The sequence below is a fragment of the Microbulbifer discodermiae genome (assembly GCF_040742695.1).
GTDB lineage: Bacteria > Pseudomonadota > Gammaproteobacteria > Pseudomonadales > Cellvibrionaceae > Microbulbifer.
In genome coordinates, this window is the sequence record NZ_JBFLAB010000039.1 from 15721 (window position 1) to 41076 (window position 25356).

15 protein-coding genes are annotated in these 25356 nt (G+C 53.3%); 9 read left to right on the plus strand and 6 right to left on the minus strand.

Annotated elements, in window-relative coordinates; translation table 11 throughout:
* Window positions 1-528: 528 nt before the first annotated feature.
* The 3 genes from AB1S50_RS13605 (at window position 529) to AB1S50_RS13615 (ending at window position 2903) form a co-directional block, all read left to right on the plus strand.
* On the plus strand, window positions 529-1182 hold the full coding sequence (locus AB1S50_RS13605; protein ID WP_367151356.1) for a hypothetical protein: 654 nt from the start codon (window positions 529-531) through the stop codon (window positions 1180-1182).
* A gap of 370 nt (window positions 1183-1552) precedes the next feature.
* Window positions 1553-2440 carry an SEL1-like repeat protein gene (locus tag AB1S50_RS13610; protein WP_367151357.1) on the plus strand — a complete coding sequence of 296 codons (888 nt, stop codon included), beginning with the start codon at window positions 1553-1555 and terminating at the stop codon, window positions 2438-2440.
* 19 nt (window positions 2441-2459) lie between these two features.
* A complete protein-coding gene (locus AB1S50_RS13615; protein ID WP_367151360.1) occupies window positions 2460-2903 on the plus strand; it encodes a hypothetical protein in 444 nt (147 codons plus the stop codon).
* Window positions 2904-3555: 652 nt separating this feature from the next.
* Here AB1S50_RS13615 and AB1S50_RS13620 read toward each other — a convergent pair.
* From AB1S50_RS13620 to AB1S50_RS13645, 6 genes are all read right to left on the minus strand, one after another.
* Window positions 3556-6033 (minus strand): ABC transporter permease, encoded by a 2478-nt coding sequence (locus AB1S50_RS13620; protein WP_367151361.1) that lies wholly within the window; start codon window positions 6031-6033, stop codon window positions 3556-3558.
* Window positions 6030-6698 (minus strand): ABC transporter ATP-binding protein, encoded by a 669-nt coding sequence (locus AB1S50_RS13625; RefSeq protein WP_367151362.1) that lies wholly within the window; start codon window positions 6696-6698, stop codon window positions 6030-6032. Before AB1S50_RS13625 ends, AB1S50_RS13620 begins: the two co-directional genes overlap by 4 nt.
* A gap of 146 nt (window positions 6699-6844) precedes the next feature.
* The gene (locus AB1S50_RS13630; protein ID WP_367151363.1) at window positions 6845-14260 is read right to left on the minus strand and encodes a LamG-like jellyroll fold domain-containing protein; all 7416 of its coding nucleotides are present in this window, start codon (window positions 14258-14260) and stop codon (window positions 6845-6847) included.
* A 33-nt stretch (window positions 14261-14293) separates the two neighbouring features.
* A complete protein-coding gene (locus tag AB1S50_RS13635; protein WP_367151365.1) occupies window positions 14294-15886 on the minus strand; it encodes a phage tail protein in 1593 nt (530 codons plus the stop codon).
* Window positions 15887-15974: 88 nt separating this feature from the next.
* Entirely contained in the window at window positions 15975-16580 is a 606-nt protein-coding gene (locus tag AB1S50_RS13640; RefSeq protein WP_367151367.1) for a hypothetical protein, read from the minus strand.
* 860 nt (window positions 16581-17440) lie between these two features.
* Window positions 17441-18691 (minus strand): DsbA family protein, encoded by a 1251-nt coding sequence (locus tag AB1S50_RS13645; protein ID WP_367151368.1) that lies wholly within the window; start codon window positions 18689-18691, stop codon window positions 17441-17443.
* A 1161-nt stretch (window positions 18692-19852) separates the two neighbouring features.
* Between AB1S50_RS13645 and AB1S50_RS13650 the strand changes: the two genes are divergently transcribed.
* The 6 genes from AB1S50_RS13650 to cyoE all read left to right on the plus strand — a co-directional run bounded on the left by AB1S50_RS13650 (window position 19853) and on the right by cyoE (window position 25207).
* On the plus strand, window positions 19853-20176 hold the full coding sequence (locus AB1S50_RS13650; RefSeq protein ID WP_367151369.1) for a hypothetical protein: 324 nt from the start codon (window positions 19853-19855) through the stop codon (window positions 20174-20176).
* 215 nt (window positions 20177-20391) lie between these two features.
* A complete protein-coding gene (cyoA, locus tag AB1S50_RS13655) occupies window positions 20392-21327 on the plus strand; it encodes a ubiquinol oxidase subunit II (protein ID WP_367151370.1) in 936 nt (311 codons plus the stop codon).
* A gap of 8 nt (window positions 21328-21335) precedes the next feature.
* Window positions 21336-23321 (plus strand): cytochrome o ubiquinol oxidase subunit I, encoded by a 1986-nt coding sequence (gene cyoB / locus AB1S50_RS13660; RefSeq protein ID WP_367151371.1) that lies wholly within the window; start codon window positions 21336-21338, stop codon window positions 23319-23321.
* The gene (gene cyoC / locus AB1S50_RS13665) at window positions 23318-23947 is read left to right on the plus strand and encodes a cytochrome o ubiquinol oxidase subunit III (protein ID WP_367151372.1); all 630 of its coding nucleotides are present in this window, start codon (window positions 23318-23320) and stop codon (window positions 23945-23947) included. Before cyoB ends, cyoC begins: the two co-directional genes overlap by 4 nt.
* Window positions 23947-24309 (plus strand): cytochrome o ubiquinol oxidase subunit IV, encoded by a 363-nt coding sequence (cyoD, locus tag AB1S50_RS13670; protein WP_367151373.1) that lies wholly within the window; start codon window positions 23947-23949, stop codon window positions 24307-24309. The genes cyoC and cyoD overlap by 1 nt, the downstream gene beginning before the upstream one ends.
* Before the next feature lies 1 nt (window position 24310).
* Window positions 24311-25207: a heme o synthase gene (gene cyoE / locus AB1S50_RS13675; protein WP_367151374.1), complete on the plus strand. Its 897-nt coding sequence runs from the start codon at window positions 24311-24313 to the stop codon at window positions 25205-25207.
* Window positions 25208-25356: the final 149 nt, after the last annotated feature.

Here is a 25356-nt window from a genome sequence, read left to right on the forward strand (position 1 = left end):
GAGTGAAATTCCGTCAGCAAAATAAATTGACATGATAGCGCTGGCTGTGCTAATCGTTGTTTGCGATGTGTGTTTTACTGATTTCAATGGCAATAGGACTTAGCAGCTTGTTGAATAAGTTTTTTCCTGCTTGGTTTGTGGCGCGTGTTCGCAAAATTTTCGTGACAAACCGGGCAGTCGCATATTTTATTTACTACCCGGCCCACCCTATTCGAGACAGCAGGTTGTTGGCGAAGCCTTTTACAGCAGATTACTAGTTATACGATTATTGGGACTGAGTCGGTGTCAGAGGTGGAATAAGTCCTGTGGCAGTAGGCAGAGAATATTCTGCTCTCGTATTCACACCGTAATATTTGCAGCCTAGATTGGTCCGGACCTTGCCGGAAACAGGGTTTTTCCGATCGAATGCCTGCTTTTTAATCGGTGGGGTTGTGGGCCTTCTCTTTCAATCCATTCATGGAGGATTTTAGGATGTTAAAGCAAATCAAATATATTTTGCTTGGCGGTGCGATTTTCGGGAGCCTAAGCTTGGCGATCAATGCTCAGTCGTCTCTTGCAGCAACCACAGATATACCGGTTTCGGACCCGGACATGCTCCGGGCAATGGGTTTTGCGCCGGATGCAGGCAATGTCTATGTGGCAGCGGGCGTTGATTTAACCGGCACCCGGGTTGATCTCGAAAGCGACACTTCGGTAAACAGGGATCTCGCTGTTCACCCCAATTTATTTCCATCCGGCAGTGTCGACTATTCACCGGTTGCACCGAAGGAGTTTTTTGGGCGGGTGGACACCACCGGGACCCAGTGGCGTTTTTCCTCCGGTGGCAGCACCGAGATCAGCCGCCTGGGCACTGAGGCCTTTGCCGATGCCCAGGTTGAGGACCTGCCAAATGGTGGTGTCTTGCAATTTTTTAGGTGGTGGTGGTCCGACAATGACCCCAGTTCGTCGATGACGGCTTTTCTTTTTGAAATCTGTCAACCCGCTTTTGCTGGCGGTGCCATCACCTTTACAACCGTCGCGACCAGTACCAGTACCGATACGCTCACTGGGTCTGCAGCAGTCAGTACCGCTTCCCGGCCCATCGATACCCAGAGCTGCTACTATCTGGTTCGCGTGCGCTTTGATGCCGCGACAGCTCTGCTGAGGTTCCAGAAAGCCCGGCTGCAGTTTACCCATCCCTAGTTTGGACCTGTTCGCTTTCTTGCATTGGAGGAGTCCCACTTGAGGTGGGCTCCTCATTCCCGGCAGGTCAATTACGGGGAATAGCCTTTTCAGAATTAACTACTATTAACCTGGCAATCCAATCGATGACCTTCACCGATTGGATTGTTGTCCTTGAAAGCCAAAAAGTACTTGTCATGAGAATCAGTTGAGTAATTTATTGGAAGTTTTCGTTGCGCTGGAAAAGAATAAATCGTTATCAAGTATATAAGCATGTGTGACTAACATGCCATAACTTTACATTTTTTTATGATCGAATAATTTTATCTATTGCTAGCCACCTTTGGTTAGCGTAAATTTACTCTAAACGATAAATAGATGAATTCATGTAATGCAGATTTATAAACGAACCATCTTTGCTTTTTCTCTTGCCGGCTTCGTCGGAGTTGTGCTCTATTTTTCTCTTTATGAGCGTGAACCTATTAATGCCTCTGCCGTTGATGCAATAAATGAGAATCCAAAGGTGGTGGAAGGAAAACCTGCTGAAAAAGACTTTCAAAATACTGACTTCAACCAAGCCAGCGTTGAGGATGGTATTGAAAAGGGACCGATAAGGGAATCTGAAGAGCGAAAATTTCAAGACATATTCTCCGGGGCAAAACTCAAGAAGCTTGCGGGCGATGGTCCAATGGCTGTAGGTGTTCGGGACTTTAATATCAATGACTACTTAAATAAACCTGTTGAGCCTAGAGCGGCTTTTAATTTATATAAGGCGCATTATCTATGCAGGACTAAGTTCATTCCAGTTTCATCCGATATATGTAAAAAGCTTGAAGAGTATCACTTGCCATCTGAGTATGAGAGTTTAAAAGCAGCCGCAGATGGCGGATATGTAACAGCTCAACTGGAGTTTCCTAATTATTTGCCTGTAAATCATGAATCTTTCAGCCAGGATGAGGTCGATGAATTTAGAAAATCAAGTATCGAGTATTTAAAAGCTGCATGGGCATCGGGCAGTGTGCGAGCTTTAGCTCAACTATCATCTACATATTTTTATGGCCAGGGTGTCGAAGTCAATTTTAACCGGGCCTATTTTTATTCAAAGACAGCACAAATAATTTTTGAAGAATATAGTCAATATATACCCATTATTTATAAGAATCACAACCAGAAAATTGTCCAGCATCTGGAAGCCGTATTGTACCCATATCAGAAGGGGCCAATTCTAAAGGAGGTATACGCTCAGAAAAACAGCAATTGTTGTATCTTTATATTCTAATAAAAAATAAGGGTTTTTTATGCACAGTAAGAAAAATATTTTTCTTTGGTCGCTTTGTTTTGTTGCCGTGGCTGCGTTTGCAGCAACTTACTACACCAGTATGGATGGTGATGTGGCTAACACGGAGGAAGTGAATTTACATATTAAAACTGAAGTCAATAAGGATGTGAGTCGATGGAGGTCAGGTGACAAAGTCGTTGTTACATCGACTACGACCGGCGATAAAGCGGTTTACACGTATCAGTCTATGCGCAATGAGCATTACATGACAAGCTATATTCCTGCAAGTTCTGGAGATGAAGGGGGTTCTGGTAGTGGGGGTAGTGGGGGCGACTCTGGCGGCGGTACAGGTGGCAGCGGTCTGGGTGGTGGTGACGACTTGGGCGGAGGGAATGACGGTGATCCCACTTGCTACAGCCATTTACCATGTACCACTGATGGTATTTTCGGTGGTGCTGGCTGACACCTTGAGTTTTTCTAGGCTCTGCATAGAGAAGGTGCAATAAGCACTAAGGCCGCAGAGTCAAATATCTCAAGTTATGTATAATTTAGATTAAATTTCTGGTGGCTCCAGGTAAGACGCCCGCCAGTTAAAATAAGTTTTAAGCCCGCTGCGAGTGGGCTTTTTGTACCTTCTGACCTCATTTCAATAAACTGCTAACTCGGATTTCCCTTGCTCCCAGATACAAGAATAACGAAAAGTTTTACCATCTCTGACGTTTAAAACAGCACGATGAGAAATTCCCCATGCCCAAATTTTGCCTGTGGGAAATCCGCTTTTCACCCCTCTCCCGTCGCAAACTCATCGCAGGTTTCACTAGCGGTGATTTATGGAATCTCTGATTAAGTCAGCGCAAGCTGAGGCTTTGCATTGAGTGTGCCAGTTAGACGCAGTCGCGGGGAATGCTGGTTGCTTTTCTAGCGATTGTAGGACAGCCAGCGGACTCGGCGCAAAGCTCCGTAGGCGGAGTGTGGCGTCACTTGGATTGTATTTCTCCGCTGGGGCAGTACTGACTTAATCAGAGGGTCCTTGGTTTGAGCCCGTCCGCACTCCTGTGCATAGAGGAGTTTCACTTGAGTTGTTATTAAATAGTTTATATTTTTCATTGGTGAACCTATTCTTTGATAAGCTCGCAAATGGAAACTTTGAAGTTCCGGCGGCAGAACAAAAGACCGGTTACACAAACCAGAAAGCAGCTGATGCCAAGTGTGCTCAATAGCCAGGCGTAGTCGGGATTATAAGTCATCGACAGCTGAGAGCTGTAGATCAAGCTCCCAGCCACCCATATCCCTAAGATGGAGCCGATTGCTGCAATCAGGCCGGTAATTAACCACTCATAACCCACCAGTTTGAGACAGTCCCGTTTTTTTAGCCCCATACTGAGTAGCAGACCGAGCCGCTTTCTGTCGTCGCTCTCAAAGCCGGCAATGGATGCGGCAATCACAATCAAGGAAAAAAGGAGAATAGCTGCACTGAAGCTGACAGCGACTTTTCTCACTAGGGCCATGGTTTTATCGAATCTTTCGGTAATTTCCTGAAGGGATGTCAGGGCCAGAGAAGGGTGTTTTCGTAGTAGTTGACCGAGCTTTTCCCAGGCTGTCATGGGTAGCTCCATATTGCCCATATAGTGGACTTTTGGCTTGATATGCTGAACTGCCACTGAGGGAATGCGAAACCAAAAGGTGATCTGGCTTCCTCCCGGCTTGAAGTCGTGGCTGGCCACTATTGTAAACTCATACTCTTTGCCCTCCAGGTCAAAACTGATTTTTTCACCGAGCTTTAGTCCGAGATCCGTAAGAACTTCGCCCTCAACCGATACTTGCTGCCAGTGGTTGTCATCAGGCGACCACCAATTACCTTGTAATACTTTATTATTCGTGGGAATCTGCTCAGACCAGCTCAGTCTGATTGGATGTTGCAGCCGTGTCAGACTGTCACTAGGTGGTAGTGAAAGGTCACGTATTGGCCTGCCGTGAATACGGCTGAGTAGGGCGGGGGTGTAGACATGAAAGTCACGCATTTTGCTGTCACTTTCTCGTGACCATGCTGAGATTGCATCCATTTGCCAATCCCGTGCATCGGAGATTAGAAGATTGCCATTGGACTGGCGCAGCTGGCTGTGCATGGCATCGCCGATATCTCTCATCAACATCAGGGAAAACAGCAAGAGAGTCATACAAAGTCCGAACCCAAAAATTTGTGTGAATTTACTGAATACACGCTGTTTCATGATGGCGAAAACAAAGGAAAGTATTCCAGAAAATCTGTGGCTGGCCTGGGCGGCTAGTGTTATCAGAATCCAGGTGGTTACTAACATCAGCAGGATAGTAGATACCATTGCTGCGATAACCATACTGGTAAGCAGCCAGTTATCAGAGTAGCAGGCAATTAAGATAAACAACGCCAAGCTACTCCCAAGTAGCTGCCAGCGCATTGAATACTGGCTTTGTTTTCGGATCAAAGTGGTGATGGCGGTGTTTTTCAACTGCCAGAAAAGTGGCAGCTGATTGCAGAAAAGGACGAGAAAAGCCACTTGTAGGGTTTCCAGCACTCTTTTCCAATGGAAATCGGCCGCGATACCCGCAAACTGGCTTTGCAGCGACATCACTATCAGATGTTGAGCACTGTAGGCAAGGAGCAGTGCAGGGGCGAGGGCCAATATAAAGATCATTCCCCATTCAAAGATGGACATGCGGACACAGCGTTCTAGGGACACGCCAAAGGACAGATATAGCGCAAAACGATATTGCTGTTGCTCCAGTAAACGCCGACTGACCATATGTAGAGCAATAATGCCCATGAAAAAAAATATAACCGAGACAAGGCCAAGGAAGTTTTCTATCCTTTGCCACTGCCTCGAAAGTGGGTGTTGGCCACTGTGACGGTCAAGGAGCTGTGCCTCGGGCAGAGTCTCAGAAACCCATTGCGTGACCGCCTCCCTGGAATAAGCACTACTTGCAGCAATCAAATATCGATGTTGTATTTTGCCGGTACCCAGATTTTCGTCAATAAGGGAGTGTGAGGAAACAAGAGCGCGCATCTCTACATTGTGGCCTTCCAGCAAACGGTCAGGCTCATGCCCAAGGATGGCGCCGACCCGTAAAGTCGTTTTTCCGAGGGTGATCTTGTTACCGATCGAGAGGTTGAGATGGGCGGCGACCCGGCTGTCCACCCATATTTCACCCTCGGCGGGAGGGCTGCTGGTTGCTTTTGCTACTCCGCCCATGGTTGTGCTGTAAGTCAATTGGCCCTGGACGGGGTAGTTATTGTCTACCTGCTTCAATTGTACACGCTGCCACTTTACTCCCCGGGTTATATTTACTACCTGCACAGTGGTTTCTGAGACCACTGTGCCATAAGTCCGCAATCTATTCAGTTGCCCAGGGGTGAGAGGGTAGTGCTGAGCAATAACCATGTCAGAACCCAGTAACGACTGCAGATTTTTGGCGAGATATTCCTGAATGGATGCGCTGGTCAGGGAGAGTGTTACCAGGAAAAACACTAAGCAGCTCTGGATTCCAAGGACAAGTAACTGATCGCGCTGACCGATGCTTTTACGGAAAATTTTCTTTACCAGGGTGATATCTCTCATTGCCTTAGCTCCAGCTTGCCCTGGCTCAGCCGATAGCAATCATCGGCTTCAGCGGCAAGTGTGGGGTTATGGCTGACCAGCACCAGGGCGCTACCTGTCTTGCGGGCACAATCAAACATCAGTTGTGAGACATGTGCGGAGGTATCCTCGTCAAGGTTGCCAGTAGGTTCGTCGGCAAAGACAAAATGCGGCTCGGAGATAAAGGCTCTTGCAATGGCGACTCGCTGCTGTTCGCCACCACTGAGTTGGTTGGATTTGAAGGACGACCTTGCGCTGAGCCCGATTTTCTCCAGCCAGCACGAGGCTTTCATATAGGCTTGGTTGTCGCCGTGGAGTAGGAGAGGTAACGCCACATTGGTGAGTGCGTCCAATTCTGGTATTAAATGAAATTGTTGGAAGATAAAACCACTGTTTTTTCGTAGTTTTTCGGCAGGTAGAGTTTGATCGCCCAGCTGGTAGGTAATATGTCCTTTGGTGGGTGGCTCAAGTGCCGCTATCAGGCTCAACAATGTTGATTTTCCAGCCCCGGATGCACCGACAATTGATAGGCTTCTCCCTGTTTCAATAGTGAGAGACAGGTTTTTAAACAGTTGTACCTCACTGGTGGCGCTCCGGTAGGAGTGACTTACCTTTTCAAGGTTAATGGAATGTTTGACATATGACATAAGCATTTTCCCTACATTTTGACCAATAGTAGGAAGTGCCCGGTGAAATAATCGTGAAATCTGTAGCGGGCGTATTTAACGACCCGCTTCTCGCACGCGCCCGCCGGCTTTTTTATCCGGCGGGCGCTCAGCGGGTCAAGGCACAGTTAGGCGCTCACGCCAATAACCGAGATGGCGTAGTCGATGGAATCCGAGAGGATTTGGCGATAGGTGGTTTGCTCCGGGGAGTTATCCACCTGCGCTGCGGCCAAAAAGTCCGCCCACCAGGGTGCCAGGGCGGTCATATCGGTTTCCAGTATCACCTGTACTGCAGCGGAAATCTCCGCAGCCGAGGCACCGCCCGGGGGAAGCTTGGCCCGCACCAGATCCAGAAATACGGCATTCTGATCCTGATTCGGGGCCTCGGGCAGTGCGACTTTGTCGGTCAGAGAAGGCACTGCCTGGAACCGGGGGGGGATACGACTGACATAGGTCACGCGGTGCAGTATTCGCCAGGGCGCTGTACCGGCAGACAGTGCTTCGGCCTGGCGCATGGCAGCGGCATTGGGGTCCTGTGACGTTCGCAGCCAACGCTGATCCACCACTGAGCTGAACAAGTTGGAGGCGTTGTCCTGCCGGTTGGCAAGGAAGAACGTCATAAAGCGATAGCCATCCACCTTGCCGGGCACTGGTTCACTACTCATTTCCCCATTCTCGTCGTACTTGAAGGGGAAACTATCCGGTGCCGCTTCAACTTCCATTTGCAAAGCGCGACTGCGCGACAGGGATTTGGTGACGCTGAAGCTGACTTTGTCGGACCAGATCGCCTCGCCCTCGATGGTGACACCCCCACCAAAGATGGTGAAGAAAATACTGAAATTGAAACCCTTGCCGATTTCCGTGGAGTTCCCGAGGCTGTAGCTCTCGCTCAATTCGGTACTAAAGCCCTCGGATTCGGCATAGGTGCCAGCGCCGGCGGACCAGACATAGGTGTTCACCATATCGCGTACCGGGGTTTCCAGATCTGGTGAGAAGAGAGGGTTAGCCCGCGCAATAGCACTGATATCAACCCCGTCTCCCAACTGCGCCTGCAAATTGGTCTGCTCAAAATAAGCAGCCAGCGCCTGGCGCTGCCGTTCCACATCCCGCTTGAGGGTATAGGCCTCCCTGGGCTTGTAATAACTGGACTCTGTCATGGGGGCTTTTTGCAGGCCGATGCGCCCATCCAGTGAACCGGCAAGCTGGTAGAGCGGATCGATGGGGAAGCGCAGGATATTGATATCCTCTGGAATATCCGGGTTGGGCTCCGCGGACAGAGACACCAGGGCACCAGTGGCGGGAATACGCAAGCCATACAGGTCCGCCACCCGCGACTTGACCAGGGCCGAGCCGGTATTACCGGGAATAAACCGGCGCTCGCCGCTATCCAGGAAGTACTCGCCATCGGGGTTTTTGCGTTCCCACTGGCCGCCATTGGCCAGCCGCTGGGTAAGAGCCCGGTCGGCACTGGCGGCCAATCCTCCTTCTTCACTCTCACTGGACTCCAGGGTGGCGGAGACGACGCCGCCCAGTTTCAGCTCGAATTTGACGGATTTAACCGCGCTTTGGATCGGTGGTATGCCGATCACTTCGTCCTTTTCCGCCGCCCCAGCGGCGCCGACACTCAGTTTAAAGTCTTTGGTGGAAGAATCCTCCCGACTGGAGCTGTAATTGACTCCCTGGCCCATCTGATCGGAGAGGGACACCGCAGAAATGCCCTTGTAGGTATCCACATCGGCGGGCTCGGTCAGTGGCCGGGTCAGATTTTCACTGGGTAAGGGTGGCGCACCCTCCACATACCCCAACACGGTGGGGTCGGTTTGTACCTGGCCGATATAAAAACGTTCCAGGTCGCCCACCTTGTAGCCGGTGTCATCCCTCAGCCCGCTGATGCCCTCGTACACATAACTGCGTTTAAGGACACTCTGCAGGGTGCCGTCGGGCAGAGGCAAGGAGTCGCCATACTCAAACACGGCAATGGCCGTAGCGGCATCGGCCAGTTGCACCGCCTGGGGGCTCTGGCGGGTATCCAGAGCGTCGTCGACGATAGCCGCGTCGAATCCCACCGGTGCCGAGGAAGCGGTCCAGGGGATAGTGGCCGGTTTGCCGGCGCTGTCATAGTAGCGGGCATCGCCGCGGTGGATGGTGCGATCGGCTACCACGTTGCCAGAACCGGTGTCGAAGCGCCAATAGCCGATCAACCCCTTCTCGGCCCCGGTCAGGTAGCGGGCCTGGTTGTTGAGAATCTGCTCGCGGGTGCGCTGGCCGCGCCACAGTCGCAACTCATCCAGCTTGCCCCGCATACCGGCTCCGAAACGGCCGGCACTGTTTTCTACCATACCGCCGATACGCATCTGCCTCGGTGTGGTGCTGACCGGCGGCTGTGACATACCCAGGGCAGGCAGGGGTTGGCCATCGATATAAAAGGCCGCGGTGGCAGCGTCGAACCAGGTCCACAAGGTGCTGTCGGTCAGGGTGAGGTCATTCCCACCAATCACATCCTTGGCCAGGCGGCCGGACTGTTCGGTAAACGGCCACCAGGAAACCAGCTTGTCATCAAAGGGGCTGGCGCCGGGTTGGGCGGACAGTTCGTTGACAGCGGCCGTATCCAGGGCCAGGCCCCACAAGCGCACGTCTGAAACCTGACCGTTGAAAGGTCCATCACCCAGGCCACCGGACTGACCGACCCGGGTGAGCGAGTTGGCCTGATTAAATTCCACCGGATCGACGAAGGCATTGGCGGCGACGGTGATATCTACAAAGTCATCGCCACTCCCCATGGTCAGAGTGGTTTTAAATAGGGCGTGATCCGCCACATCGACCGTGGCGTACCAGCCGCGGAAGTGGGTGGGGTCGGTGGCAGTGATAGTGACGGTTTCCCCTTCACTATAAAAGCCGGAACCACTGCCGCCGATCACCGTCACCAGCCGTTGGGTGGCGATATCTTCCGGCGGATCGATCACCGGTTCACCCCCCACGCCATCCACATAGACGCTTCCCTGCAGCGCCGTCACATCGCGGCCGGTGCGCTTGTCGTTAAAAGTTTCCAGTGCCAGGGTGGCCGCCAGATGATGGGGCTCGCCCGGAAGGATACGCCGGTCGTGGGGTCCCAGCAGAGTAATCAGCCCCTGGTCGGAACTGAGCCGATGATTGCCGACGGCCTGCAGGCGTATCGTGGCATAGGCCTGACCATCTTCCCGCACTCCCAATTCGTACAACTGCTGCGGCAATTCGTTGCCGAAGCGGCTGACAACCACTTGACGCGACAGACTCTGGCCAGCCAACAGAATACGGGCATCCAGACTAAAGCTGCCACCGACGCGGGACTCGCGGACGCCATCTGTGGCAGCCGATTGCCCCGGCATAAGCGCCAGCGCGCCGCGCCGGTTGAGGACTACAGTCGCATGCCGCCAGCGCCCAGGCGCCAGCGCCGGGGTGGAGGACATGGCTGCATGATCGCCAAACGCGCCCACCAAATCGAAGAACAGGCCGGTGTTGGTGAAAAACGGCCGGTTGGTGAGCTGGGTATCGTAGATGGTGGTCGTCCAGCGGCACAGGTTGGTCAAGGCAAAGTTGTTTTCCTTTCTCGATAGAGGCAGCAAAACCGCCAGGCCGGGTTCCGCCCCAGTCAGGGGCATCAGATAGCTGCCGCGGATTTCCTCGGCGGTACGCGGCCGATTCCAGGCGGCAAATTCATTGGGATCGAACTCAAACAAATCGTTGTTCGCAGGGTTTGCCACGGTATAGCGGTTTTGCTCGATCGACACCGGCGGCACATCGTCGCGCGACTGTGCCAGTTCACCGTTGAGATAGATGGCCACATCGCTGTTGTCCCGCACCAGTGTAACCAGTGTCCATTGACCGGCAGACAGATCTTTGGGGACTTCCATCTCGATATCGGCAGAATTAAAAACCAATCGCCACTTCTGCGGTTGCCCACCGGATTGCGCCGCCAGCACGCGGATCGACAACGCCTCTTTGACCTCGCTGGCATCGGCAGTGCGGGTCCAGAATGCGCAGGTCCCGGGTGCAATCAATGACGGGCGCAGGTAAATCTGCACCGTGTACTGATTGTCGCGCACCAGGCGATCCGTCGGTTCCGCATCGGCGGGTTGGGTGATCGCGAACTGGACCTTTTCGAAAAAGCGTGGCGTTTCTGCCGGTTTCATGCCGAGGGTGTAAGAGATGCCATTCTCAGCGGCGGAGAAGTGCAGCAAACTCTGCAAGGTATCCTGATCCCGATCCGCTGCGCGGCGGGAGGGATCGGGTTGTACCCAACTCTCGATGGTCACCGGCCCGGGTGCTTCATAGACGTCTGGTGCCGGAACCAGTTTGGTCAGGTCCACGGACAGGGCGCCGGCGCCGTTGAAAGCCTCGGCGTAACGGGGGGGATCCGCCAACCAGCCGCCATCCCGGCCGGCGCTGGCCAGAGCAATACCCACCGGGGTCTTCGCCAGATTAACGCCGGCGGGATAACCGGACTTGGGCCTGGTCAACGCCTGCATAGAAACGACGGCGGAGGATACACTGGCATCCGGTTCCACATTTAAGCCATCCACGCCCTGCAGTATTTCGGCGGTCAGGTCGAAACTGTCGGGTAGGGTTCCGTCCCCCCCCTCGCGAAAAGCTGCAACCAAAGCCGTGGCATAGCGCAAATTGCTCTGCTGCTCCACTTTTACTGAATCGGCATCCAGGGCGATGCCCTCGGTGCAATCGAGAAACGTCAGCAGGTCCAGCACCGCCTTCTGTTCCGGCGTTGGATCGGTACTCAGAAAGGCAACGAAAGCCGCCGCATCCCGGGGCGCATTTTTCCAACTGGCGGCCAACTGGGTGTCATCGCTGAGTGTGAGGGCGGCGCTAAAATCGGCCAGATACAAGGATTCCCCGGCGGACAAAGTAAACACCGCGGAGGCCACCATAAAGTTTCCGTCCTTGCGACGGGGCGCCATTACAAACAGGTCTTTGGACGCCGCAGGCAAGGCCCAGGCGGGGGTGGAGTTTTTCGTCTCCGCATAGGCCGAATCGGCCGCGCCACCGCGCAACAGACTGATCATTGCATCGGCGGACGCGGTGACTGGGCCGAAGCTGACAATGGCAGGCTCGCCCAATGGGGTAGCCACACTCAGGCTCAGAGAGAGTTTATTGTCGCTGGTGGCACCGGTCAGAGTCGCCAGACTGTAGTCACCGGTTGAAGTGCCCACGACCCGCAATCCAGCCAGTGCCGATGGGTGTCCGAGGCCGATTAGGACCTGTTTACGGACACCTTCATAGTCATAAAAAATCGCCCGGCCCTCACCAATGCGGCCATCGCTCGGGTCTGCCACTGCTCTGCCGGCGATAATGAGGTCAAAGTAACCGAGCCGGCGGGGCACACCGCGCCAGATCTCTGTCGCAGTGGTGGAGGAACGCACAAATTGCATTAGGGTTTTGGCGGCAAAACCACTGCCGGTGTTGACCCCGCCGAAGGTGGCATCGGTTACGCGGGGGTCGTCGCCCGCAGCCAGGTCGATGGAAGTAAAACTGTTGTAGGCCCCGGTCTGGCGGGAAATAAATACTAGGCCGCCGGTTTCAACCGTGGCGTCTCCATCGGCCGCCGACCAGCCGCCGGAAAAAAAGGCCCGGGTTGCCGTACCGGAAAGCCGGGCGGCGGTCAGCAGGCGCGTTTCCGCCGCCGGGTAGTACAGGTGGATGGGCCCATCCCCGGTAGCCAGGGCGCAGGGCCTTGCATCGGCGACCACCGGCCCGAATGCCGGATAAGTGTCGGTGGGCGTCAGCCAGCCAGCGGACAAGCCGCGATTGGGGGTGTCCAGCTGATAGATGGGTTGATTGGATCGTGCCAGCGGCGCAGTGGTATCGGTCCAGACGGTGCCGGCCATCTTTGCATCGTGACCCTTGCCGGAGGCGTCGACGATGGTGGTACCGGTGCCGCCGTCCATGGGCCAGTAGGCCGCCAGGCCATCCGCTTCGGTGGGGTTTGGCAGCGGCTCGAACAAGCTCGTGCGGATTTCCTCGCCGTCCAGAGCGCGAGACCAGATCCGGGTTTCGGTCATTTGCCCGACGAAGCCGCCATTGGCAGCACCCAGGCGATCGATCTCGCCGACGGGCCCCTCGCCGGGGTTCCCTTTTTGTTCCACCGGCACCGCGGCACCGTTCATATAAATCTGAATGGTAGTGCCGTCAAAGGTGACCGAGATATTGCTCCAAACGCCATAGGTAAGCACATTGCCCACTGTAGTGGCGGACACCTCCGCTTCACCGGAGCCGAAGGTTATTCGTACCTGAAACTGGTTGACGATCGCCAGCGTCGGTCCCCGCTTGGCCGGCTCGATACTGCCGGACTGGGACAGCAACAGGCGTGTTGCCGCAGCCTGGTCGGCAGCTACCGGCCCGCGCTGTGGACACAGCCAGGCCTGCAGGGTGAACTTCGGGGTTGCCGCCACCGGTGAGGCAATGGTTGCCGAAGACGGCAGTGGAAAATCCACACTGAGGGTTTCAGGTCCGGTTTCCCCCACCAGAACCCGGGTTGCTTCGCTGCCGTCAAAGGCCAGGGTGCCCCCCGCACTGTCCACTTCGAAGTCCAACGTCGCCAGGCGGGCATCTGTCTCACCCGTCTCACCCTTCTCACACGCCGCATTGTCCGGTGGCGACAACACGGCCGGGCAAGCCACCAGGACGCGGCTGGCAGTGCGCATCTGCACCGTTTCGCCCTCGGCACTGACCATAGGCTCCAACCGCTGATACAAGGTGGCGCCAATGGCACCGGTGAGTTGCATCGGGCTGGGTTTGTCTTCGGTTTCCAGCGCCAGGGTCAGATTGGAGACGGGCAATACCAACCCTGAGTCGTCCCGCTTGACCGCACCCAGGTCGAACCAGCCGTCGTCCAGGCGCGGAATCGAATAGCTCAGCAAATTGGTGCCGTCAGAGCTGCGGGCAAAGAGTCGCCAAATCAATTTGCCGCTGTCGCCATCGGCGAGCAACATCACATGAAATCCCTTTGCCAGATCCAGCTTGCTGGCCCCGGGGGCCAGGGACAGGTAACGACGCGGGTCCAGAAAGGGCACGCCGTCGGGATTGCGGAAAGCGGATACATCGTCCGCAGATGCCGGTAAATTTGCATTGCCACTGCGCCGAAAGCGGACTTCCCAATCCGGGGTCAGTACAAATCCACGCCCGTCCCGGGCCTTGGGGTCCGCCGCCTCCACCAGCAGGAAGCGCTCCACCGATAAAGTGTGGCCGTCGGGGCGGAACAGATAGATATGGCGCTCGTCGGAGACCACTTGGGCGGGGCCGTTAAATTCGTCGACCCCCATTACCCGCAATACACTAAAACCGGACACGCTGGTCTGGCGGGCATCCTGATCGGGCAGTTGCAAAAAACCCTGCCAACCCAGCCCGTCATCGGTGATGTCGGGATTCAGGGCGAGAATGTTATACACCAGCTCGCGGGTTTCGACGCCGCTGTTTGGATCGGATTGAAAACGTTCGGCGATCAAAACGCCGCGCCCCTGGTGCCTTACGGCTGTGGGGTTGAGATAACGAGTCATTGGAAATTCCTTGTTGCGATCGAATGGCCGGGCTCAGGGCAGTACTTTGATCAGGTGCTGAACATTGATATTGATGGGGCGGGTTTCATCGTCTCCGCCCGATGTCTCTAAAGTCTTGCTGCCATCGATCTTTAATAATTTCGTGCCGGTGCCGTAATTGATGATATTGTTTTTACTGGTTGGGTAGCCTTTCACCGGATATTGAAAGGCATTGTGGGGTTGGGCGGTGGCCGCATCCTGATACTCACCTTCCGACGTTGGCGCTTCACCGCGATTGCGCTGGCCAGCACCGCCGCGTTCCACACCGCGCAGGAATCTGCCGCGCAGATCCGGGAGATTAAAGGTGGTTTCACCGTCATCACCAAAAGTGGTGCCAATAATTTTAAACAGGTCACTGTATTCACTGATCAGAAGTTCCTGCCCATTGCAGGGCTGCCATTGGCTGACTTCCACCGCACTGCCGGTTGCCACAATACTGCCAAGGGGCAAATAGGCTCCGGGTTCATCGGAGCGGCCGGATTTTAGAAAACGGATATACCACCCCACCGCCATGGACAGAGGCCGTGTTTCTTCGTCCCCACTTTCGACATCAAAATTTTTGGTATCTGTCTTGTACGCGGAAGCCGAAGCGGCGCCGGCCTGGTAGCCATCGGTCTTGCTGAACGGATAGTTTTTGAGTTTTGCAGTCAGGGGATTGTTGGGCATGGCCGTGGCCCAATTTTCATAGGAGCCAACGGCATTGCCACCATTGCCCGGGATAGACAGATCCGGGCGGGGCGTTTCGCGTTCGTCACGATCTGGATCATAGAGGCTTGCTTCCTGGCGGTCACCGGCCACACCACGGACAAAGACACTGGTCAGATCGGGAATGGCGAAACGCAGCGGTTTGTTTTCCTCTTCCTCTTCGCCCCCATTGGCCTGCCCGATAGCTTCGAATAAGGGATAAAAAGTGCTGCCCTGTGCGCCGATAAAAGTTTGGCCGTTGCAATAACGCCAAAAGTCATCCACGGGATTGTCGTCCCGTTTGTCCGGATCATAGGGCAGGGCCAGAGAGCACCCCAGGGGAATCTCGCCAATAGCCGGGTCCACTGCACTGTTGGCTTTTGCCTTGATCACATAGTGGGCAGCGATATTGATAGGACGGGATTCCGCATCGCCGCCGGTAACAGAGATCGCAGTGTCATCATCTTTGTACTTGATCCGGTCGCTGTCGCTACACCCACCGTGGGTTTTATAGCCGCCAAAATTGAGGTTGTCTTTGATAAAGAAGGTGCCTTTGACGGGCTGAGCGGTGGCACAGGTCTGCAGGCTGCCGATGGCATCCCCGTCATTACCAGTGCCGTTTGGCCCGGACCCTGTGCGGTCCGCCGCATTGGGATCGCGGCCGGCGCCGAGATCCGGTGAACGCATAAAAACCCCCCGCAGATCGGGCAGAGAAAATTCTTCGTCTCCGGTGGAACCAAACGCGGTTTGAATAGCTGCAAACAAATCCGGCCAGTCACTGCGCGGCAGAGAGGCGCCGTCGCAGACCAGCCAGCCATAATCGGCTAGTACGGTGGGATCATTGCCGAAAAATGCGACGATCGCGCCCACAGGTGCATCGGCTTTCATATCAATCTGAGCCATAAACAACTCCATTTATCCAAGTGACCGCCCCAGGCAGCCAGGTTTTGAAAGAAGATCAGAAAAGGCTGGGCCGGAAAGGCCCGAAAGTTCAGTCGGCGTTCTGGATCAATTCCCGCAAACAGGTGCGGATCCAGGCTTCGCTTTCGGTGTCGTCAAACAGGCCTAAAAAGGCGTAAGCGGTTTCCGCCGCAGCCTCGTAAGCGCTGGGGTCCAAGGCGGCTTCCACTGCGTGGCAACCATCGGAGGCCCGTTCACAGGCGTACTCCTGATGATCCAGCCTCGCCTGAACGGCGGCACGGTGTAGCGGTTCCAGCGACCGCACATGGCGCTCGCCCTTTAGGTGGGCTTTAACAGCGGCTATTCCGGCGGTGAGGCGAATATCGGAGAGCACTCCTTCTTTAGACAATCGATTGAGGCATTCGCTAGCTACCTCAAAAGCAAACTGCCGCACCAGCTGCTCGGGCAACAGGCCCGGCCGTCGGGCCAGCCACAATAGACGGGGAAATTTTGTCGGAGATGCAAACATATCCCCCAGGCGAAAACACAAATCATCGGAAATTTCTTCCTGTGCGGCTGCGTCGGCCGCTATATCTTTACCGGCAACAAAGGCTTTCACTTCTGCCTCATGATAAAGCTCAAATGCGCCCAGGCGGCGAAAATCCGCAATGGACAAGGTCTGGTCGGAAAGACTCATGGATACCCCTCCGAGGGTTAATCGTTAGTTAGAGAAACCGATTAATGATCACGCAACGCTACAAATACAGGACAATTAATGCCCTGCAAAAAGAAGAAAAAAGAAAATTTAATAAATCAAAGAAACTTAGATTTTCCGCGGCTATAGTCGGGGATATTTAATTAATACACCACCCAGTATTAGACATCACTCAGCGTGACGGAAATTGAGAAAAAATTCACCTGTTTTCCTGATTTAATAAAAACCTGTTGCGTTGAGGCGGCGGTATTAATGCCGCATCCCATTCTGCGATAAATCGGAGTAGGTATCCATTACGTCCCATTACAGATTATTACACCCCATTACATTTTTAGTTGAAAAGCATAATTTTTCATTTTAGACGCTATTAACTATTGAAATAACGTGACTATCATGGACTTTCCTCAATATCTTTGCTCCTTTTTTTGAGAAGTGGATAAGCACAGTTGTCGCCTTAATCCTTTATTAGGAAGGTTGGTAATATTTTTCTTTTATTCGTAGGTGAGATATAGAGATGGGGGGTGATAGCTTATTTAAGGTTTATACAGCGGTTCGCGCAGCTAGAATCTTCACTACCTTGGGCAATAGGGTTTTGTCCATCTTTGGTGCTTAATTTTTGCGCAGGCCTCGTGAATCACTGTGCTGTTCACAGTTGGCCAGGATTTTTCTGCGCTTGACGATCTCTTCTGTATAATGTAGTGACTATAAAATGCTCTGATAGAAAATAAAGGCGCATTGTTAGCGCCAAAAAACTGTCGTACCTTTAATAAGCTAACAGTCTGGTTACTACTGCGTCGGGCTTTTTGAATTACTCGGTTTGACTAGGGCCAACTCAGTTAGTGTCAACAGGCCCTAAGATACCGATCGACCATCCACAATCTGTCCTGTCCCCATACAACAAGGGAGTCAACTGTCATAGCCGGCACGCCCCAGAGCCCATACTCATAGAGTTCCTGGCGGTTTTCCTCCACAACAGATCGCCAGTTATCATTTTGTAAGGCCTGTTCACAGCTTGGCCAATCCAGTTCCAGTTGCCGGCATATGGAGTGAAGGTTTTTGGTGTTGGAAAGGTCGATTCCTTCCGACCAGCAGGCTTTGGTAATGGCCAGCAGAAATGCACGTTCTTTCCCCATGCTTTTGGCATAATCGTGCAGCGCCAGCGCATTCTCCACACCCTTACCCAATGGGTCGGAAATATAACCGAAGGGTATCTTGTATCGGTTTGCTTCGCGTTTGACATCCAACAAAATATAAAATCGTTTGACAGAAGGAACTGGCAGGCCCCGGGTAACCATAGGGAGTAGGGGTTTAAGGTCCAATTGGCACTTATAGTGATCCGCCAGTGCAAACAATCTGGGCAACAGAATATACGAATAGGGGCTGCGGATGGAGAAGTAGCAACTCAATGATTTACCTTTCCCGGTCCCGGCGGGGCCTGCCAACATTTCCTGGTCGGGATATGGAAATAGAAGTTCACCATCATTAAAGCGGCGTTCCAGATAGTGTAGCCGATCCAGCCCCCAGTATTTGTCTCCGGCATAGTCAATCATGGCCGTCAGATAGTGGCCGCGTTTTGCCATAAGAAGATTGTTGTCTTGGAGCTGTTTTCGCAGTTCTGCAATTTCATGACTGTGAATGCCGGGGATAGCTTCCTGTGTTACCCATAACGCTTTAAAAATTGTGGCTATAGTTGACCAGGGGTCAGGTTGTTGAGCGGCTTTACATAACGCAAGGTTTGCCTTTTCCGACATGGCACTGCGCTTTATTGGAGGCTCAAGGCCATAGGCGGCCGCCAAACGCTGGCAGTCCCCAAGGGCATAGTCAGCCAGCAATTGCTGTTCCGGATAACAATTGTCTGGAAGACGGGTAACGATAACAGGATCTAAGTTGAGAGGGTAACTTTCGCACAACCTGGGGATCAACTGGCTCAATAAATAGGAGTAGGGGTCATCTGCGCGAAGGTAGCAGTCACCCTGGCCCTGGCGATTTTGCCTGGCCAGTTGCCGTTCCGCGTGCCGGTAAAGTTTTGCACGTCTTTTGTCGCTGGTATACCAGCGGGCAAATAGTGAGGTTAGCCGCTTTTTTATGGTCAATGTTGTGCCTTGTTTTTAAATGATTAGCCAGGCTGTAAAACATCTTATTTTTTCCCTAATTTTTGTAATGGTCAAGTAATTTTATTGGATTGGAGAGTTTGGAAAATCTCTTGCCTGCTCCCGGGGAGGGAGCCTGTAGTTAGCTTCTTATTAACCCGATAATTTGTAGGTGGGCTAAGAAAACTCAGGTAGGGCTTTTGCGGCAACCTATGAGCTGTAAGGTTAACAGTCAAGGAACCCTGTCCCAACTACAGTGAGTTGATACCAATAACATCTGCAATTGATAAAGTCGCCAAAAGTGCGCTGCCGGCCAAGTCTGGACAGAACCCACAGTGGATGACCTCTGCTTTTTGATGCCAGTAAAAGCGGCGGAAGTGGATATCGAGTTGTTCACCATTGCCAAATCATAGAGAGCAGCACCAAGTAGGTTGCGCTTTCGCTGCACAACAATTTGGCAATGGAAGGAGTGGGCGAACAAGCCCGCTCCGACTGAACCATAATCCCTGTCTACAGCTGGATCGGTTCGGATGGCAAGCAAACGGACTCACGTGTTTCCTGGTAGCTTCGGGATGACCTGACCGGCCCATTGGTGGGTGTGAATGGTGGATATTTTGAGCCCCTGACTTAAGGGTCATTGTTGCAGTTGGGGGATAGTGACCGGGCTAATGGGGCCGACCAGCGGTCACCATCTAGTCATTGGTGGCCCCGGACTGGTTGATCAGTCAGGTTCTGGCAGCGGCAAGAGTTCAACATACCCTGAAAGTATCGCTGAGAAGTTTGCCCATTAACCGGCAATCCAACTGTTGGTCCCTTATCCATCGGATAGTCGCTCTTGAACAGCTGCGCAATTTTACAGAATTACTTACTTTTCAAGGGCTTGGGCCGGTCCCCACCCGGCAGCGGCATATCCTCGTGTCGCATTAGGCCGGCAGCTTATTGGGTTGCCCGCTTAATAAATAGTCTTTGTGTGATTCTGAAATTTTTGCTAGCTTACGCATCCAGGCTCACTCGAGGTGTTGTCGTTGTTCATTCGCCCTCTGATCGAGCCCATGCACTCCAATCCTCAATTGCTAGCTGCTGGATGAAGTATTGAAAGCGCTCAGGCCCTCTGCACTACCGAATCTAAACCCTTGCCCCAGGCTGGGCCGGTGGGTTGAGTCTGTGCTGGCCTTTGTGCCCATCGCTTGTGCGGCTATCGGCTTTTTCCATTTTCTGACTCTATTTGGCCTGGCTTCCGATGCGATCGAGTTGGTGTCGGCCCTGGATAGTTACGCTGGTGTGTATGTGTCGGCCAGTATGCTGCTGGGTGGCCTGCTGATTTGGAACCTTTTCAACTATAGGCACTATCTGCTTCTGCTGGCGATGGCCAGGCCCTTCCGCGCGGCTATTCCCCTGCGCCAGCGCAGCTTAATGCCGTGCACACCGATACTGCGCTCTGCACCTCGGGCGGCCCACGGCAGCCGAGATCCTCCCTTCACCGGCTGATTTTGCCGGTCTGCCCTACAACAATCTCTTTGTTATACACATCTGATTGGGTGTAGCAGCCACAGGTTTGCCCATTGGCTGCTTGTCTTGCCGGTTATTGGCGCCAAGTGATGGCTGGCTCCTAATTTAGGGGCGCCTCCAGTGCGTTGTTCACTCTGCCTTTCACTTTTGTTAGGCGGCCGTGGTAAACCTCTGAGTGGAGGGGATCTGTCCTCGTGTTAGTTCGTAGCCTTAAAAGCGCAGCACTGACTGCCGCCGTGTTCGCATTGGCGGGATGTCAGGGTGGCGTGCTCGACCCCAAAGGCCAAGTGGGTGTCGATGAGAAGAACCTGATAATTATCTCGACCCTACTGATGTTGCTGGTGGTAATTCCGGTGATCGTTATGACCCTGTACTTCGCCTGGAAGTACCGGGAAGGGCGGGATCATGAAATCTACGCACCCAACTGGGCACACTCCACCAGGATCGAAACAGTTGTCTGGCTGGTGCCAGTGGCGATTGTCCTGATCCTTGGTGTGATCACCTGGCGTTCGACCCAGGCACTGGATCCCTACAAGCCACTGGCTCACAAGGAAAAACACCTGACTGTTGAAGTGGTGTCGCTGAACTGGAAATGGTTGTTTATCTATCCGGAACAGGGCGTCGCCTCGGTGAATGAGCTGGTGATCCCCACGGATGTGCCGGTGCGTTTTAAGATCACCTCTGAATCCACCATGAATTCATTTTTCATCCCCCAGCTGGGCAGCCAGATCTACTCCATGGCGGGCATGGAGACCAAACTGCACTTGATCGCCAACGAGCCGGGTACCTTCGAGGGCTATTCCGCCAATTTCAGCGGTGCCGGTTTTACCGGTATGCAATTCAAGACTGTGGCTACCGACAACGCCGGTTTCCAACGTTGGATCGACTCACTCAGGCAGGACCAAGACAGGCTGGATAACGCCAGCTATGCGCAGTTGGCCAAGCCGAGTTCTGAGGTTCCGGTAGAGTATTTTGGTTCGGTGAGTAAGGGCCTGTTCCACGACATTATGTACAAGTACATGAAGAACTATAACGACTGGAATAAGGGCCCAAAGGTCGGTAAATCCGGTCGCGAAATTTCTGAACACAACGCTGCTCAGCCTGGGGCGGCAGATGCTGAGAGGAGCTAGGAGTAGCCATGTCTTTGCTCGGTAAATTATCTCTAGATGCCATCCCCTTTGACGAGCCCATCATCATGGGCACGCTGGCGGTGGTTGCTATAGTCGGTGCTGCAGTTGCCATTGCAATCACCCGCTACAAAAAATGGGGTGTGTTGTGGAACGACTGGTTTACCACGGTTGACCACAAGCGCCTGGGTGTGATGTATATCGTGCTGGCACTGATTATGCTGGTACGCGGCTTCTCCGATGCCATTATGATGCGTACCCAGCTGGCGCTGGCCACAAATGGTGCTGAGGGTTACCTGCCACCGGAGCACTACGACCAGATCTTCACTGCGCACGGTATTATCATGATCATATTTATGGCGATGCCATTTATGATCGGGCTGATGAACATCGCTCTGCCATTACAGATTGGTGCGCGGGACGTGGCTTTCCCGTTTATGAACAACCTGAGTTTCTGGCTGACTACCGGCGGTGCCGTGCTCATCAATCTGTCGCTGGGCCTGGGGGAGTTCGCTAAAACCGGCTGGCTGGCCTACCCACCTCTGTCGGAGCAGTCATTCAGTCCGGGGGTAGGGGTCGATTACTATATCTGGTCGTTGCAGTTATCGGGGATCGGGACCCTACTCACGGGGGTCAACTTCCTGGTAACGGTCCTGAAGATGCGTGCACCGGGTATGAAACTGATGGATATGCCGATCTTCACCTGGGCCTGTACCTGGGCCAATATCCTGATTTTGGCGGCCTTTCCGGTTCTGACCGCGGTACTGGGTCTGCTGACACTGGACCGCTACTTCGATTTCCATTTTTTTACCAATGCGGCTGGCGGCAACGCCATGATGTATATCAACCTGTTCTGGGTCTGGGGCCACCCGGAGGTGTACATTCTGATTTTGCCGGCATTCGGTATTTTTTCAGATGTGATCTCCACCTTCAGCGGTAAGCGCCTGTTCGGCTACAAGTCGATGGTGTGGGCCAGTGGTGTCATCTGCATTCTCGGCTTTATCGTGTGGTTGCACCACTTCTTCACCATGGGTTCCAGTGCCAACGTCAATGCCTTCTTCGGCATCATGACCATGATCATCGCAGTGCCGACCGGGGTTAAGTTGTTCAACTGGCTGTTTACCATCTACCGCGGGCGGCTCCGCCTGACAGTTCCGGTGCTTTGGACCCTTGGGTTTATGGTGACTTTTACGATTGGCGGCATGACCGGGGTGCTATTGGCGGTGCCGGGTGCCGACTATGTACTACACAACAGCCTGTTTCTGATTGCCCACTTCCACAATACCATCATCGGCGGTGCCGTCTTCGGTTATCTGGCGGGATTTGCCTACTGGTTCCCGAAAGCCATGGGTTTTCACCTCAATGAACGCCTTGGCAAGGCGTCCTTTTGGTGCTGGCAGATCGGATTCTATGTGGCTTTTATGCCGCTGTATGTACTGGGCTTTCTGGGTATGACCCGCCGTTTGCACCAGACGAACAATCCGGACTGGAATATCTGGCTGTATATCGCCTGTATCGGTGCCTTTATTATCCTGGTGGGTATTTTGCTGCAATTGATACAGCTTTATCTGGCCTTTCGCGATCGCGAGAAGAATCCCGATCTAACCGGTGACCCATGGAACGGCCGCTCGCTGGAATGGTCCACCGCATCTCCGCCCCAGTTCTACAATTTTGCCCGGTTGCCAAAGGTGCACGATATCGATGCCTTCACAGAGATGAAAGAGCAGGGCACTGCCTATCAAAAACTACGGCGCTACACACCGATCCATATGCCGAAAAACACTCCCAGTGGTTTATTGATTGGCGGTGCGGCTACTCTGTTCGGTTTCGCCGCCATCTGGCATATAGGCTGGCTGGCCGCGGTGGGCTTGGCCGGCGTTGTCGTTTTCCTGCTGTTGCGGGCATATAACGATGATGTGGATTACTATGTGCAGCCCGACGAAGTCGAGCGGCTGGAATCTCTCCATTTGCGTCAAGTCAGGGAGGCCACCGCATGAACGTCATGACGGATAGTGCCTACCTGGCCGACGAATCAAACTGGGATCAAGATACCCACGAGCACCACGACACCAGTGATACTACGGTATTCGGTTTCTGGATCTATTTGATGACCGACTGTGTACTCTTCGCATCGGTCTTTGCCACCTACGCGGTATTGTTTATCAATACCGCCGGCGGTGTTTCCGGTCGGGATATCTTCGAGCTGGACTATGTTGCGGTAGAAACTGCTGCACTGTTGTTAAGTAGTATCACTTACGGCTTCGCTTTACTTTTTGCCCACAAGCAGAACAAGAGCGCCACTCTGGCCTGGCTGCTGGTGACCTTTGCCCTCGGCGCCGTGTTTATCGGCATGGAAGTGTATGAATTCCACCACCTGATCGTCGAGGGTAATGGCCCGTCCCGCAGTGCTTTCCTGTCTGGATTTTTTACCCTGGTCGGCATGCACGGTTTGCACGTCACTGCCGGCCTTTTGTGGATGTTGGTAATGATGGCCGAGGTCGTCAAGCGCGGCCTGGGCAGCAAGACAGTGACTCGTCTCAGCTGTCTCAGTCTTTTCTGGCATTTTCTGGATATTGTCTGGATTTGTGTCTTTACCCTTGTATACCTGATGGGAGTCATGTAATGGGTTCGCATTCCTCTACCCAAAATGTCGATCACCTTGCTGCTCATGGCGCAGGCCATAATGCAGACCATGGCAGCGTTCAGTCCTACCTGATCGGCTTTGTACTGTCGGTTATCCTGACGGTCATTCCTTTTTGGGCGGCGATGACCGGTTACTTTTCCAAGTCGATCGCTATTCCTCTGATCGTAGTCCTGGCGGTGGTACAGGTGGTTGTTCACCTGAAATACTTCCTGCATCTGAACTTTTCTACAAAGGGACAGGCCAATACTTTCGCCTTTCTGTTCACCGCATTAATCATCGTCATGTTTGTAGGTCTGTCGATATGGGTTATCTATGCATCCAACGCGATGATGATGCACTGATATGAAGACTAACTTTGGCCGCTACTTAAAGGTGATCAAGCCTGGGATCATTGCCGGAAACCTGATTTCGGTAGCGGGAGGCTTTTTTCTCGCCGCCCGCGGTGAGATCGATTGGTTGTTGTTTTCTGCCACGCTAATTGGCTTATCTCTGGTGGTGGCTTCCGGTTGCGCACTGAATAACTGTATTGACCGTGATATTGATGCCCGGATGCAGCGCACCCGAAATCGGGTGACAGTGACCGGTGAGATATCTGTGCGCGCGGCCTTGTGGCACGGTGTATTGTTGGGAGTAGTTGGTTTCGGCGTGCTGATGGCTTATACGAATACGGTCAGTGTCGCCTTTGCGGCACTCGGCTATGTGGTTTATGTAGGTATTTACAGTCTGTATATGAAGCGGCACTCTGTCTACGGTACCCATGTCGGAGCCCTCTCCGGTGCGGTTCCTCCGGTGGTTGGCTACTGCGCCGTGACCGGACAGTGCGACGTTGCTGCACTGATCCTGTTGCTGATGTTCTGTTTATGGCAGATGCCGCACGCCTATGCTATTGCAATTTTTCGCTATAAGGACTACGAAGCTGCCAGTATTCCGGTGTTACCGGTAGCGCAGGGAATCGCCAAGGCCAAGTGGCATATTATTTTGTATATTGTTGTATTCGGTCTGGTTACGGCACTATTGCCGTTGGCGGGTTATACCGGTAGTACTTTTATGGTGGTTGCCTGTGCAACCAGCCTGTGGTGGTTGGCCATGGCGATGCGCGGCTTTCGGCAGGGTATTGATATTACCCGCTGGGCGCGCCAGGTATTTGCCATTTCCATTATTACAGTCACCGCACTGAGTATTACCATGGCAGTGGATTTTAATGCGGCTGGCCCACATTTGGTAGTGGTGGGACCGTGAAGCTTGTGGCCCATGCGGAAAATAAGGTTACGTGATTTGATTTCACGTATACTTGTCACATGGATACTCCTGACGTTTTTACAATTACCGCTCATGATGCAGCGACCCTGGAAAGCTGGATTCGCAGCACCTCGCTTCAGCAGGGTCAA